At 43.2% G+C, this 15,308-nt stretch carries 10 protein-coding genes; all 10 read right to left on the minus strand.

The annotated features are described in order from the left end of the window. Nucleotides 1–83: 83 nt before the first annotated feature. Nucleotides 84–1,247, minus strand: a complete 1,164-nt coding sequence (locus NV379_RS07545) for an acyl-CoA dehydrogenase family protein (RefSeq protein ID WP_258206669.1) — start codon at nt 1,245–1,247, stop codon at nt 84–86. Nucleotides 1,248–1,293: 46 nt separating this feature from the next. After that, nucleotides 1,294–2,487 carry a DUF4269 domain-containing protein gene (locus NV379_RS26040; protein ID WP_308860258.1) on the minus strand — a complete coding sequence of 398 codons (1,194 nt, stop codon included), beginning with the start codon at nt 2,485–2,487 and terminating at the stop codon, nt 1,294–1,296. Nucleotides 2,488–2,588: 101 nt separating this feature from the next. Further along, nucleotides 2,589–3,572, minus strand: a complete 984-nt coding sequence (locus NV379_RS07560) for a type I phosphomannose isomerase catalytic subunit (RefSeq protein ID WP_258206670.1) — start codon at nt 3,570–3,572, stop codon at nt 2,589–2,591. Nucleotides 3,573–3,599: 27 nt separating this feature from the next. After that, nucleotides 3,600–4,532, minus strand: a complete 933-nt coding sequence (locus NV379_RS07565; RefSeq protein ID WP_258206671.1) for an ROK family protein — start codon at nt 4,530–4,532, stop codon at nt 3,600–3,602. A 13-nt stretch (nt 4,533–4,545) separates the two neighbouring features. Continuing rightward, a complete protein-coding gene (locus NV379_RS07570) occupies nt 4,546–7,689 on the minus strand; it encodes a beta-galactosidase (RefSeq protein ID WP_258206672.1) in 3,144 nt (1,047 codons plus the stop codon). A gap of 83 nt (nt 7,690–7,772) precedes the next feature. Next, on the minus strand, nt 7,773–9,275 hold the full coding sequence (locus NV379_RS07575; protein WP_258206673.1) for an ABC transporter substrate-binding protein: 1,503 nt from the start codon (nt 9,273–9,275) through the stop codon (nt 7,773–7,775). A 290-nt stretch (nt 9,276–9,565) separates the two neighbouring features. Further along, the gene (locus NV379_RS07580) at nt 9,566–10,525 is read right to left on the minus strand and encodes a carbohydrate ABC transporter permease (protein WP_258206674.1); all 960 of its coding nucleotides are present in this window, start codon (nt 10,523–10,525) and stop codon (nt 9,566–9,568) included. A gap of 19 nt (nt 10,526–10,544) precedes the next feature. Beyond that, nucleotides 10,545–11,474: an ABC transporter permease gene (locus NV379_RS07585; protein WP_258206675.1), complete on the minus strand. Its 930-nt coding sequence runs from the start codon at nt 11,472–11,474 to the stop codon at nt 10,545–10,547. Between the two features lie 238 nt (nt 11,475–11,712). Next, nucleotides 11,713–13,302 (minus strand): response regulator transcription factor, encoded by a 1,590-nt coding sequence (locus NV379_RS07590; RefSeq protein WP_258206676.1) that lies wholly within the window; start codon nt 13,300–13,302, stop codon nt 11,713–11,715. Between the two features lie 4 nt (nt 13,303–13,306). After that, the gene (locus tag NV379_RS07595) at nt 13,307–15,121 is read right to left on the minus strand and encodes a sensor histidine kinase (protein ID WP_258206677.1); all 1,815 of its coding nucleotides are present in this window, start codon (nt 15,119–15,121) and stop codon (nt 13,307–13,309) included. Between the last annotated feature and the right edge of the window lie 187 nt (nt 15,122–15,308).

Raw genomic sequence — 15,308 nt, forward strand, 5'->3', positions numbered from 1 at the left:
TACGTTTCTCCTTCATACCTTAAAGGATTGTTAATCGTTCTTATTGTATGTGTATGAAGTTTACAAAGTGCCTAGAGAACCATTTAATCTGCCAGCGTTTCTTTCACTGCCAAATCACCCAGCATCCGAATTGTGCTATCATCCATCGGTGGATTATGTAGGCCAAAGCGAACATCACGATACATGCGTTGCAGCGGATGATTCATCGACAGGCTATGTGCACCAACGATCCGCATGGCTTGATCAACAACAGAGATTGCTGTATTCGTAGCAGTATGCTTAACTGCCGCAAGCTCAGATGGTATGAGACATTTCTCTGTATCCCACCTCTGTGCCACGCTATACATAAAGGCTCTTGCTGAAGATAATGCCAGATCGATCCTTCCGATCTGCTCTCGAATATGGGGCAAATGAATAATCGGTTCCGTCAAGCTGTTCGGCTGGTAGTTCGCCGCGAATACTAACGCTTCTCTTCGAGCGGCAAGTGCAATTCCAAGATAAGTGGCAGGAATGAACAGATGATAAGGGGATGCCTTTCCATCGCCAGGCGTCAACCTTCTGACTAATGCTTCTAAAGGCAAATCCACATTCTCCAAGATGAGATCATGACTTCCCGTGCCACGCATCCCCATCATGTTCCATGTCTCATCAATTCGAATGCCTGTCGTCTCTCGCGGTATGAGGAATTCGGCAACTTCCTGCGAATCCGTAATGGTCGCCGATACGATAATATGATCAAGTACAGGCGATAGGGTTGTGAACGTCTTACGTCCGTGAATTCGCCAGCCATTGTTAGTCCGTATTGCTGTCGTCTCCGGCTTACCTCCACGGGTTGGACTTCCGTTTGCAGGTTCCGAGGATGCACGATTGAGTAGTGTTCCATTCGCAGCAATATCACGAGCCACACGGGCGAACACCGCTTCGTCCCATTTGCCAGAATGTGCAAGATCGTACACACAACCAATATGCCAGCCCATACCAAGTGCCGTCGCTGCATCCCCTTGTGCCAAACGCTCTTGCATAAGCGCAACTTCATACAAGCTAATTCCAGCACCACCATACTGATCAGGTACGGTTAATGCATGATAGCCAATCGCCTTCAGATCCGTAATATTTTCAAATGAGAAACCATTCTGTTCATCCACTTCACTTGCTCGCCCCGCAAAGCACTCTACTAAAGGTGTAAGTAGATCATATCGGTCACGCTGCTCCTGCGTACGCACAAATCGATCATTCCACGTACTCATCTTCCATCCCGCTCCCTTATCCCAAACCGAAGCTTGGCTTTATCTATTATTTAATCCCTTCCCACTCCGCATAAAACTGATCTAAGTATTGCTCCATAAACGTATGGCGTTCTTCTGCCATCTGTCTGCCATAGTTCGTATTCATTAGATCTTTAAGCTTTAGCAATTTCTCATAAAAATGATTAATCGCCGTATCCTCGCCGCTACGATATTCGGCCGTTGTCATCTGCTCACGCGGACGAATCGCTGGATCATGGATCAAGCGGTTCTTCGCACCGGAATACGCAAACACACGAGAAATGCCCATTGCACCAATCGCATCCAAGCGATCTGCGTCTTGAACGACTTTTCCTTCTAATGTACGAATCGGTGGACGGTTGCCACCCTTGAACGACATCGTCGTAATGATCTCAATCACTTCAGCAATGGTGCTTGTATCCACTTGATTGTGCGTCAACCAAGCTTGAATGTTCGTAAGTCCTTCCGCTTCAGAGGCGACTACCTTGTCATCCGCCAAATCATGCATAAGTGCCGCTAACTCACAGACGAATGCATTCGCTCGTTCTTGCTTGGCAATCGTCTTCGTCGTCTGTACAACCCGATAAATATGCCACCAATCATGTCCACTTGCATCCGATTCAAGCTCCTGCCTAACATATTCATGCGCACGGCTCAGAATCGCTGCCTTCTCTTCACTTACCGTCCAACCTGCATCCATACGAGCTTCGATTATATGCTTTAATTCCACATCATCAGCATGAACAAGCTCTAATAATCGATTGTAAGGATTACCAGATAAATGGAAGTAGTGAGCGAATGCTGGCTCCGTCTTAAGTCCATTTAATTTGAGCTGTCGAATCGATTCTTTCGCACCCTCACCTGCAAGCTTTAACATTCGCTCTTCGATGACCATATGTAGATAGCCATTCTGCTCTTTCACAGGGCGATTCTGTGCAAAAATTTCAATCGGCAGATCTTCACATGTAAAATTTACAATAAGAGTTGGCAATTGTTTCACATCTTGTTCCACGATTTGAAAATCGGGATATGACCCATATTGTTCTTCTACTACCTTACGAAACTGCTGTATATCTTGTGCTTCACACAAAATGTCTGCATCGCTTGCTGGGATATCAATTTCAATTGGGAAAGTACCTGCGAGATGTGGATCGTAATCACGCAGCACTTCATTTATACGTAATTTCGCTAATATTTCTGCGACATGTTGCCGTTTGGACATGAGTAAAGCCACCTTTTTACGAAAATTATAGAATAAACCCAATATATCACAAAAATATATGCGGAACGCAAAAAAAGCCGCCATAATGGCGACTCTTTCGTCTAATAGTATGTCCGAAGCAAACGGATTTTGGAAGTAGAAGTTACATGGTACGCATGTACCGTACTTGGAATTAAGACTGTGTCTCCACGTTTAAGGGAGATCGGTTCAAAGCCTTCACCTGTAAGTTCCCCTTCACCTTCTGCAACGACTAGCACATCAGGGTTACCTGCTTTACCTAATTGCAGCGTATGCGATCCTTGCTTCACGATCATTTTTTCAATTGTAAAATACGGGCAAGTGACCATATGCTCTACGCTTACTTGGTTATTCTCCACTATCATGTATCTACGGTCGTCTGTTCCTGGCATCATCGCAAGTTGATCATCACCATAACGCATTGCGTCAGCCGCTTTCTCGATATGAAGCTCGCGTGGCTTGCCATCTGCTTCTACACGATCCCAGTCATATACACGGTAAGTGACATCAGAGGTTTGTTGAATTTCGATCAATGTCGTACCAGACATTAAGGCGTGCATCGACTTCGCAGGTACGAAGATAATCTGATCTTCTTGCACAGGCAAGTAGTTCAAGTGCTCCTTGACCTTGCCTTCACGCACGGATTCACAATAATGCTCGCGATCTTGGAAAGAGTGGCCGTAGTTCACTTTAGCGCCTTCTTCTGCACCTAGAATGTACCAAGCTTCCGTCTTCCCGTAATCGCCTTCATGTTCTTGTGCATAAGCATCATCTGGATGAATTTGAACGGATAGATCATCGGATGCTTCTAAGAATTTAATGAGTAGCGGAAAACGCTTCTGCTGCGAGTTGCCCAAATACGCTTCTGGGTAAGTCTCTGTCAGTTCAACGAGCGATTTCCCACCTAATTCACCATTTATAACGACGCTAGTACTGCTTGGATGACCGGAAAGCACCCAATACTCGCCGATTTTCTCTTCTGTGGTTTCGCCGAACCATTCTTTAAGCTGACTGCCACCCCAAATTCGTTTATGTGAAAGAGGAGCAAATTTTACTGGATAAACCATCATTACACATCCTTTGTTAGTTCTTGCTCATGACTTCGTTACGCCTCTAGGTGTAGATAGAATAAGTGCTGCCGCACCAATCAGGCCGGCATCTTGGTTCAAGGAAGCAGGTACGATCTCTGTCTTTCTCCCTGCTGTATTCAGCGCAAATTGCTGTACATACTGCTGCACGCCTTGGAATAAGGACTCACCAACTTGCGAGACCCCGCCCCCAATAACTATCTTCTCTGGATCGAATAAATTGATAAGGCTTACACAACCCATTCCGATATACGTGTATATATCATGAATAAACGGTTCAATTACCGGATGTTTATCTTCATATAATTGGAAAATTTGCTTGGTCGTCAAATCTTCGCCCATCAGTTCAGACCCTTTGCGTGCAATACCTGTACCTGAGGCGATATATTCGAAGCAGCCCTTCTGACCACATACGCATGTACCATAGCTTGGATCTATAATCATATGTCCAACATCGCCAGCATTGCCTCTTGCACCAGTTGCGAGTTTACCGTCGACATAGATACCAGCACCAATGCCCGTACTGATTGTTAAATAAATGAAGTTCTCATTCGCCTGCGCTGCGCCCTTCCACTTCTCGGCTAATGCTCCTGCTGTTGCATCGTTTTCCATCCGAATCGGCATATCAAACTTTGCTTGGAACATCTCGACAACCGGAATATCTACCCACTCCGGTAAATTTGGTGGGCACGCAATCATACCTTTACTCGTATCAAGTGGGCCAGGTGCACCAATGCCAATTCCGCTGAAAGATTCTGGAGCAAGTCCAGAATCCTTCATCATTTGCTGTACGGTATCGCAGATGCGGTCTATCATCATCGCTGGTGAAATCGTCAAATCAGTAGGTAGTACTTGTTTCGTTACGACCTGCCCTTCAACACTTACAATTCCGATCGCTGTCTTCGTACCACCAATATCAATTCCTACTGCATATTCCATGCTTGAATCCCCCTTATTTCCACGGTTTCATGCTGATTTCAACTTCTTCTGGACGGTAAACAGCAATTAATTTACCTTGTAGATCCACAGCAAACATCACTGTTCGCTCACTCTCTACTCTGAAATCATACTGTTGATTAGTCGTTGGGTCTGCGACCTTAATCTCAGCATCCACACCGTATTCAGATACGAATATATACAGGGAGCCTTGCTTAAAGCTTAGCTTTCTACCATAAATTCCAGCTAGATCGCCACCTTGCTCCCATACAAGCTCAGGTTCAATCTCACATTGTTCAATCGCATACTGATACAATTGTTCAATCGATTCCGTTCGATCATTCATCTCAATAGGCAATCCACACCAAAGCATGCGACCTTTGCCAATTGCGATTTCTTGTAAGGATGCTGCTTCCCTCGATGCGGTTCCTGTTTCTGAATCTAGCATAAGCTCCTTGCTTAGCTTCGCAATCTTGCGAGCACTATACGATAATGGAACCCGCTTGCCACCCAGATCAAACGCTTCTTCACGTAGAACATTTCCGATAACAGATGCTCCAACCTGCTCCGTTAATCGCTCGACTTGCTTCCAATAAGCATCCATACGCAGTGGTCCTGTGACTAATAACGTCGCACCAAAATCCGCAACATGAGTAATTAACTGATCGAACGCTTCTGAACTAAAGTTATGTGCACTTGGAACCACAATAAGCTTCGCTGGCTGGTCCTTCAGTGCATCTAATTGATACTCACTGAGCGCACGGAAATGGACATTCATCTCATACGTCAGCACCCGCGTTAATCGACTTGTTGCTTCAACCGCGAGTCTACGATTGGATAAATCATTCGAATATGGGAAAATAACCACAATGTCTTCTAACTTACGATCTTGGAATAATGGGCTAATCTCCCCCATGAATGCACCGAAATCATACGATACATTCGCCTCTGGCTTCTCCGTTCCATCCGCTCGAATTGCACCAATATTGGACTCATTGATGTTATCCATATAGAAATTCGTATTCCACAGCCATTGCACAGCACCCGCTCCACCAGTTGAGAATGAGTACGCATATTTCCGCTCTAGGATGTTGCGCAATTCTTCTTCTGTACGTTTCGCTTTACCATCTGGTGTTTCCACATACATAATGCCTGTTTCTTGAATCAAGTTCGGCTTATATGGTGTCTTCGCAAAAATACCATCCCACACGAGCTGATCCATCAGCCACCAGGAATGATTCGTCGTATAATCAACCGTTTCTTCATAGAAAAATGGGGATGGGCGTTGGAAGTACAAGGCTTCATCTTGTCCAATCGTCACTAATTGGTTCGGATTGAATGCTTGGATCGTCTCACGCATCGTAAGTGTCCACTGGTTAAGCATCGCCATCGTAAATAGTGAATAGTCGAGCCACTGCGTACCCTTTTTACCAAAAATCATATCTTGGATGTCAAAGTTAATGTCTTTATGTTCTGGAAGCTGGATCGCTTCGAAACTTGGCAGTTGTGCGGGTGTAAAGCCCCAACGTACTTGCAGTTCATCAATCGATGCATGGCGCTCTTTGAGCCAATCAATATATGCATGACGCTCAAAAGCATCTTGTGCGCTGCGCGGCCCCTCAAAGATCCGCTTCGGATCAAACATCGAAGGTTCATTAATGAAATCCCAATGTACATTCTTCGTATGTTGATGTCTGGACACAACCGCAGCAATGAATCGCTTCTGCGCCTCAATCGACCTTGGATCTAAGTACGGATTAACCCCTTCCCATGTCTCCGGTGTAAAGGCGAAGAACGTGAAGGTCACTTCAAGATCATATTGTTTCGCTGTCATGATAAACGCATCAATCGCGCACAGTACATCTTCTGATGGATGACCATCCACATACATCGCATGACGGTAACTTGTCCAAATTCCTGTACGGATGAGGTTAATGCCCGCATTCTTCATTGTCGCCATATCTTTGTTCCACACGGACACATTCGGCATGAAAATAAACTTCCGCGCCACATCCGAACTCATGTAAGTCATCCCAACGATAGGCATTGGCTTTCCGTCTTTGTGAAAATAATCTCGATCACACGAGAGCATCTCGCCTGACTGTAATAATTCCACATCTTTACACCAGAACCCTTGGTGAATGATGCGTTTTTCTCCAAGATTCGACATTGCAATAACCGTAAGCTCATACCGACCCGCTTCCAAATCAATTGGAATTTGCAAATGGTGCATCTGCAGTTCATGGGAATTAGATACAGACTCACAATCCGTCCAGATTAAGTCCTCGGACTGTCCAACCTTCGTAAGTGCAAAGTCGAATGTCCACTCTGCATTATGAAGCTCAGAATGAACACAGGATTTGCGCTGTACATGCTGGAACTGGAAACGCAATTTCGCTTTATCTCCCGGATCATAGCAAGCAAGCGATGGACGAGCCCACATCTCCGTTACACCACGGGCACAGAACTTAGCCCATTCAAGAATGGCTTCAACACCTTTATTCGACCAGAACTTCTCCGTTAGTTGTTGATTGATGAACATCCAGCGACTGCCGCGGAAGTCTCCCTTTGTCTGTTCCATCAGTACAATTGGTGCTGCAACTTCACGCTTTGCCTTCGAAACCCCTTTTACAAGCGGATAAATGTGCGTATCCATTGGGCCAGATGTACCGCCTTCATGCGGCTGATCACTCTGGTGCGTTACATGTAAGATCAAGCTGTACGTTGGCTCCACCGTAAGTAGGTCCATGTATTCACTGCATACTGGAATATCGAGATTCGCAATGAAATGATCAATCGGTGCAGCTTGCACCGGCATCGTCTCATGGATGTTGATTTGTTGATGATAGCTGGTTTGTTCAGGTTCCTTCACCCACTCGTTATTTTCCAAACGAACAGGAACTTTAAATGGTGCACCACCGCTACTGACAAGTCCGCCACCTTTTTGCAAATAGCCAAGAATTGCTGGCCAAGCCTGCTTTGGAAAATAAGGAGCGTGAAGGTTAACGAAACATCCTCCATCTAACCCAGATAATGCGGATTCCAAGTTTTGAGCATCTACAATTTGAACTTCATTTTGTAATTGAGCGAATGCTGCCAATGGCAACCGTTCACCTGAATATGGAAAAGATGGATCATAGAATACGATAATAGGCTTCATCTTGTATTTCTCCTCCTTTATAAAAGAAACAGGCAGCTAAGCTGCCTGTCCCTGATCCGCATGATGGTCTTCTATGCAGATTATTATTTTTTCGAAGCTTTCCAATCATCAAATTGCTTTTGTACTTCTGCAATTACTTTATCAAGTCCTGCTTCTTTGAATTTCTTCTGTGCTTTAGGCAAGTATTCCTTCGGATCTACAGAACCTGTAAATAGCGCAGGAATGAACTCTTTGGATACGTTGTTAATTGCTGCTACTTCTGTCTTCACTGGTGCTGGATCAAATGCGAAACCGAATGTTGGAGCTTCCTTGGAGCTTTCATTGAACTTCTTGAATGCATCCCACTTGTCAGCAGGCTCATCTGCATGCAAGTAAGTCAAGAACATGTTACCAAGGGAGAAACCAGGCATTGCATAGTTGTCTTTCATTGCAGGCAATTCTTCGATTACGTTATCAGAAATTTTCTTATAGTGCGTGCCTTCAATACCATAGTTAATCAAGTTACGAAGGTATTTATCTGAGTTTAGCAAGTTCAAGAACATCATAGCGCGCTCTGGGTTACCAGAAGTTACGGAAATCGCATGCATGGAACCTGCAGCTGATTGTGTGTATACATACGGATCGTGCATTGGAGAAGTTACGATCTCATAACCAGCAGAACGGGACCAGCCTTTTTCCGCATATGGTTGTGTAATTTCACGGTCAGCGAACCATTTACCCGTCTTCATGTTATCGATACCATCAAGTGTCGCTACGTCTGGACGCAAGTATCCATTCGTGTAGAATCTGCGCATTGTATCAAGCGCGCTTGTAAGTTCTGGTGTGTCAAGAACGTTTACAACTTTGCCGTCTTTGGAATCCATGTAAACCCCGATTGGCAACTCATCACCAAGTACATAGTCAAATGGCATGTATGGCTTGTAGTTTTTCGGAACCGCTAGAGGTGTAATGTCGTTTGGCTCGTTCTCTTTGATTTTCTTAAGTAACGGCTCAAGCTCTTCAAGTGTGTGTACTTTGCTGATGTCCATGTTGTACTTATCTACATATTTCTTGTTGAAGCGCCATACCCATTGTTGACCTAACTCTTTGTTTACAGGTACACCGTAAATTTCGCCTTTAATTTTCGTACCTTCTAAGAAACGTGGGTCAAGTGCAGCTTTCGTTTCTTTTCCATACTTATCAAGTAAGTCATTCAATCCCATGAATGTACCGTTCGCTGCGTTACGACGGAAGTCATTTGTCCAAGAAGCTGTAAATGCGATATCGTACGGCTCACCGGAAGCTGTGATTACTTGCATACGCTTGTCGTAATCGCCCCAATCGAACATTTTGATATCAACTGTTGCATTGATCTTCTCTTTTGTATATTTGTTAATTTCTTTAACGACCATGTCTAAATCTTTTTGTGGGCCACCTACTAGGTACATCTTAAGTTCGTAAGGTTTCAGCTCAGATGCGACTGCATCAGGCTTATCAGTTTCTTTCACTGCGCCAGCATCGTTCTTACCGCCGCCACAACCTGTTAGTAAGCTCGTGAATAGCATTGTGCCTACTAATGCAAGTGATAATGATTTTTTCATTTTCATTTCTGTTATCCCCCTTAATGTTAAATGAAAACTTTTATTTAAGCGTCTTATTGTAGCCAACATTTTCAAAAAGTCTGTTCGCTACGGATAAAAGAATAACTTCCAGTCTCCGTGAAATCGTGAACTTTGAATTGACTGTAAGGTATGTTCACTCTTTCAAAGTCGAACGCTACGCTCCTTCAGTTAATTCTTTTCTCCTTCGCATGACTTTTTGAAAATGTAACTATAAGAACGAGTAAATACATCCTAAAAAACTTAAAACCTCTAACTTCAAAACCTATCAACCAACACTACTCTTTCAAAGAACCTACAGTCAGGCCTTGCACGAAGTACTTCTGGAAGAACGGGTACGCTAGTGCAATTGGTAACGTCGCAAGTACGACCATCGCCATACGAACCGTTTCCTTCGGCATTGTTGCTGCGATCTCGAAGTTCGAACCACCCATCTTCATGCTGTTCTGAATGACGAATTCCATGTTGTTCTGAATACGCATCAGCAAGGCTTGAAGTGGTACGAGGTTTGCTTTGTCGATATAAAGCAAGGCGTTGAACCAGTCATTCCAATAACCAAGTGTAGAGAATAATCCAATTGTCGCAATACCTGGCAATGAGATTGGAAGTACAATCTGAGCGAATGTACGCATCTCGCCTGCACCGTCGATCTTGGCAGCCTCAACAAGTGCATCTGGCACTGTCGTCTGGAAGAATGTCCGCATGACGAGAATGAAGAATGCATTCATCGCTTGCGGTAGGATTAGCGCTAGAATTGTATTTTGCACATGTAAGAATTGGGTTACGACGATATAACCTGGCACCATTCCGCCTGAGAACAACATCGTGAAGAATGCAAAGAAACTGAAGAAGTTGCGGTAGCGGAACGATCTGCGTGAAATCACATACGCATACGTCGTAATAAGGAATAAACTAATGAGCGTACCGAGTACGGTTACCATTACAGTGACTCCGAACGAGCGGAATAGTTGATCACCGGTCTGGAATACGAACTTATATGCCTCTAAACTGAATTTTTCAGGAAATAAGCTAAAACCATTCATGGTTAGCGCCATCTCATCGGTAAATGAAATTGCGATAACGAAAAGAAACGGGAAAACACAAGAGAATGCGAACAAGCCGATAATAATATTTAGTACCACATTCCAAAAGGGCGTAATGGCGTTGTTGTTGACTTCTTTTCGCTTCCGCTTCAACGATAGCTTTGGCGATTTGATCGGTTGATTCTGTACTTCCATAACGTCACTTCCTCCCTTTCTAGAATATAGCGTTTTCTTTGTTGATCTTCTTGACGATATAGTTCGTCACCATAACGAGAACGAAACCAACTACGGATTGATATAAACCTGCTGCTGTACTCATACCCAAGTTACCTGTCTGACTCATACTGCGGTAAATGTACGTATCAATTACGTTCGTCACGGAGTAGATAACACCGGAATCACGTGGAATTTGATAGAACAAACCGAAGTCAGATCGGAAGATACCGCCGATTGCAAGAATCGTAAGAATAACCATTAGCGGTTTAAGGAGCGGTAGCGTTACAAACTTAATTTGCTGCCACTTGCTCGCGCCATCAATCATGGCCGCTTCATAATAAGACTTATCAATGCCTGCAATTGCTGCTAAATACACAACGCTGGAATAACCAATGGATTTCCAGATTCCCATAAAGATCAAGATGTACGGCCAAAATCTCTTATCTGCATACCAAGCAACTGGATCACCACCGAAGCTTGTGATGAGCTGATTGAGCACCCCTTTATCAACACTCAGGAAACTGAATGTGAAGAAGCTGATAATAACCCAAGACAAGAAGTATGGCATGAACATTGCCGTTTGGTATACTTTTGCCATCCGTTTATTGACAAGCTCATTGAGTGTAATCGCAATTGCTACTGCCAATACCAGACCTAAGAAAATTAATGCCATGTTGTACAAAATCGTGTTTCGCGTAATGATGAACGCATCTTCCGTTGAGAATAAGAACTTGAAGTTCTCGAACCCAACCCACTTACTATTTAGAACGCTTGCAAAAAATCCATCCCGATGAATCTTAAAATCCTTAAATGCGATAACCGTACCGAACATCGGTAAGTAACTAAAAATGAGAAACCATAACGTACCCGGTAGAGCCATTAATAGTAAAACTTTATCCCTGTTTAAGCTTTTGAAAAATGAAGACATGAACCTTCATCCCCCCTTCTCTATCCCCCAACAACCCTTACAACCACTTGAACTTGATTTCCTCGCCCCCTTGTTTAACTATCTTTATTGTGCACGATAATAGCGCTTTCATGTAGTTGAAAAACTCTAGAAAGAGGTGTAAATATTAAAGGTTCATGCTGGATAAATAAAAAAACCTCCGCATCGAGCTCAAGCAAACACGCTTGCAGAGCTACGATTTAGAGGATAGAGGATCATACTATCGACCGGACACCTTGGTAGTTTGGTACATTTTACGCAGCTCTGTCGGTGAGACGCCGGTTGATTTTTTAAATTGTCGATAGAAATAAGTTGGATCGAGATACCCTACTTCTGCTGCTACTTCATTGGCAAGTAACGTCGTTTGCAGCAGCAGCTGTCTTGCTTTCTCGATACGGTATTGCGTGACATAATCAGAGAAGCTGCGTCCCACTTCCTTGTGGAACATTTGTCCTAAGTAATTCGGATGCATCTCCATACGCTGACTAATCGTCTTCAAGGATAATTCATCTTTATAATGTTTGCTGACTTGCTCAATCATGTAACGAATATTAGGGCTAAGATCTTGATGCTCTTCTTGCAGATCACGTAGTGTTGAAGAGACAGACTCCTGTACATGGCTCATAAGCTGCTCAATCGTCTGCATATGCAGAAGTGGATTGAATAATGGACTGAAGTCCGCATTCTTCTCCATATTCTTCGCCATTAACATGAGCTTAATCGCCACGTTATAGAAGTCAATTCGAGTATAGCCGCCAAGTGCTAACAACTTGTTGAATGCCGATTCAATATACGCGTGTGCTTCTTCACGTTCCCCTGCTAATAACAGCTTGGAGAATGCCTCGTAATCCAGCTCAATCTTCTCTTCATCAACGTTTAACTTCGGCAATTGATCGATGTCGATAATCGGATATCCCGTTAACATGAGGTGATCGACGTATAAGCTCTTTGCATGTTCATAACTCAGCGATACATCTTGATAACGGGACTGTTTACTACCAATCGTAATCCAAACAGGCTGTTCAAGCTTCTGCTTCATCACGTACTGAAGCTGTTGATGGACAGTATGAATCCGTTCTTTCAATTCATCTCCGAGCGCTTCGCCAAAGATTAGAATCAGATCGCCTTCCGTATCAATAAATGCGTACACCGTATTCAAGTGCCCAATCAAACGCTGTGCATAACCATAGCACGCTCCCATACGCTCACTTCGAAGCTGCCGAAGCTGTAACTCATCACAGTCTGGATCAGGCTCCATGATGAGCCGAAGTGCAGTCACGGTATAGGAATCACACGTTAGTGATATGTCCAATAAATCCGAGCGATGACGAAGCTCCTGCGCATCAATTGTTCCTGTCACCCAGCGATTCATTATGTTACTGCGCAAGATTTGCCAGTCTTCCAATGCGCGATAATGCTCCTCTGCCTCTTGATCCAGATCATCCACAATCTGACGAACTGTCGATTCGAGTTCCTTTATATTAATCGGCTTTAAGATGTAATTCTCTATACCAAGCCGCATGCCGGCTTTTACATACTCGAACTGCTCATATCCACTTAGGATTACATAACGCATTTTGCTATCAAAAGTCTTTACTTGCTCAATAAGCTGTAGTCCATTCATTTTGGGCATCGTAATATCCGTAATTAATAGATCGACTTGACCTTCATATTGTTTTAGAAAAGCGACAGCCTCTTCTCCATTACTTGCTTGTCCAATAATCGTCAGACCATATTCTTCCCATTCAATAATCGATCGCAAACCCTCAAGAATAAGCGGTTCATCATCCACAATCAGTACATTTCTCATGCTGCTATTGCCCCCTTATAGCTGGTATAGTAATCTGAACGGTCGTTCCTATCCCCACCTCACTATCAATTGTCATTCCATATGTTGTTCCATAATATTTTTTGATACGCGCATTCACGTTATATATCCCAATTGAAGAAGGCATTTCCTCGATACTCTCGTTTACATGTAGCATTTGCCGCAGCTCTTCAAGCTTCTCTGGCGCAATACCTACTCCATTATCACGTATTGTGATGTAGATTTGCCCATCGGATTCAGATACTTCAATTCGAATGAGATTATCACTTCGATCAGGCTCAAATCCATGTACGATGTAATTTTCAATTACAGGTTGAATAAGCAGCTTGACGATCATGCAGTTCATACTCGGTTTGCTTAACACAGTCTCTACTTGAAGTTTATCATCATGCCGGATTTGGAACAGTTCCAAATACAATTGACAATACTCGATCTCATCCTCCAGTGTTACAATCATTTTCTTCTTCACAATATTACGAAATAGTGTCGATAAGATATAGGTCATCTGTCCTACATCTCTTGCGCCTTGTGAAATTGCCCGCATTCGAATCACTTCAAGCGTGTTATATAAGAAATGAGGATTGATCTGTGCTTGGAATGCCACGAGATCTGCTTTCTTTTGCATAATTTCCGATATATATACTTTCTCAATATATTGCTCTAATCGCTCACACATGTAATTGAAATTGTTCGCAATGAGTTGCAGTTCATCTTCCCGATGCAGCACAATACGAGTCGTCAAATCCCCTTCTTGCAGACGTTTCATTGCGTGTAGAATGACTTTAATTTCTTTGGAAAATCGTAGAATAAAGCCGTACGTAATTAGGGTCGCTGCAATAATTAGTGTAAGTGTAATGACAAAAATCCAATCTCGTACAAGGCTCAGCTCTTTATCAATTTCCGATTTCGGTGTGATGCCGACTAGAATCAACCCTGAGCTATTTGCTGCATTCAAGTTCACGCGAGAAGGCTCATCAAGCATCGTCCAATTATCGGAGTTTAATTTGCTAATATGGGGATAATATTGTCCCGTATATTGACCCAGTGAATCATACAAAACTTCTCCATTTGGTTTAAGTGCCAAGTGTTGTCCGCTGCGAGAATCTCTTCTGGAAGCAATCCAATTCGTAATCCCTTCCGTGTCAAAATCAACCATCAGCATTCCAATCCCTTTAAGCGAGATCGGATCCCTTAATTCCCGGGAAATCGTAAAGATATCTTTATCCTCCCGTCGTTCATCCCATAGAAAGGCATTATTATCTCTCGATAACCACTGGTTTCTGGAAGCGTTGTCAAAAATACCATGAGGATCGTATGGACTCGTCACATTCGTATAGAACATCCGTGTACGACTCTTTATTAAGATAAAGTTTTGTTCAAAACTGGATAAAAGTATGTTTTTTACACCAGCGTGCTGATCCATATAACTTTTAAAGAACGTCTCGAAAGTTCGTGGAACGAAACTTCCACTTTCCGCATAATGATCCAAGCGGTATTTCAAGTACGTCTCATAATCTCGACTTAAGAATGTAGCGACATCCTGACTTAACGATGCATCACTGTAAATTTGTTGGACAGCCAGCTGCATACCTTCATACTGCTGATTCATATACATGCTCATGTAATCGAGCACCTCTTTGTTCGCATTAATATGATCACGCGTTGCAGCTTGTTCATAATATTTGTATACGGCAAATGCAGCTGCAATGAGGGTCACAACCGTAATAGATAAGTAAATAACTAGAATTTTATTAAACAACTTACGCTTTAGATGGTTGCTATAAAATTGACCGATACTCAAGCGGATGTTCCTCCTCTCGTTATCCGATGTTTCGGTAAGAAGTGTAACACCACCTGTTACATTTACGCAATGCAAGCGTATTCATTCGAAATTATGCGACTATTATTGTCCCCTTTACATCTCAACTCAAATCGACTATATTAAGGATCTAAACCCCAACAACCCTTTATGAAACCAATTGAATTTG

The sequence above is a fragment of the Paenibacillus radicibacter genome (genome assembly GCF_024721995.1).
Lineage (GTDB): Bacteria > Bacillota > Bacilli > Paenibacillales > NBRC-103111 > Paenibacillus_AM > Paenibacillus_AM radicibacter.

Bases quoted from the DNA above. Each gene is read 5' to 3' on its own strand.
- NV379_RS07545 (WP_258206669.1), bottom strand. From the start codon at position 1,247: ATGAGTACGTGGAATGATCGATTTGTGCGTACGCAGGAGCAGCGTGAC.
- NV379_RS26040 (WP_308860258.1), bottom strand. From the start codon at position 2,487: ATGTCCAAACGGCAACATGTCGCAGAAATATTAGCGAAATTACGTATA.
- NV379_RS07560 (WP_258206670.1), bottom strand. From the start codon at position 3,572: ATGGTTTATCCAGTAAAATTTGCTCCTCTTTCACATAAACGAATTTGG.
- NV379_RS07565 (WP_258206671.1), bottom strand. From the start codon at position 4,532: ATGGAATATGCAGTAGGAATTGATATTGGTGGTACGAAGACAGCGATC.
- NV379_RS07570 (WP_258206672.1), bottom strand. From the start codon at position 7,689: ATGAAGCCTATTATCGTATTCTATGATCCATCTTTTCCATATTCAGGT.
- NV379_RS07575 (WP_258206673.1), bottom strand. From the start codon at position 9,275: ATGAAAATGAAAAAATCATTATCACTTGCATTAGTAGGCACAATGCTA.
- NV379_RS07580 (WP_258206674.1), bottom strand. From the start codon at position 10,525: ATGGAAGTACAGAATCAACCGATCAAATCGCCAAAGCTATCGTTGAAG.
- NV379_RS07585 (WP_258206675.1), bottom strand. From the start codon at position 11,474: ATGTCTTCATTTTTCAAAAGCTTAAACAGGGATAAAGTTTTACTATTA.
- NV379_RS07590 (WP_258206676.1), bottom strand. From the start codon at position 13,302: ATGAGAAATGTACTGATTGTGGATGATGAACCGCTTATTCTTGAGGGT.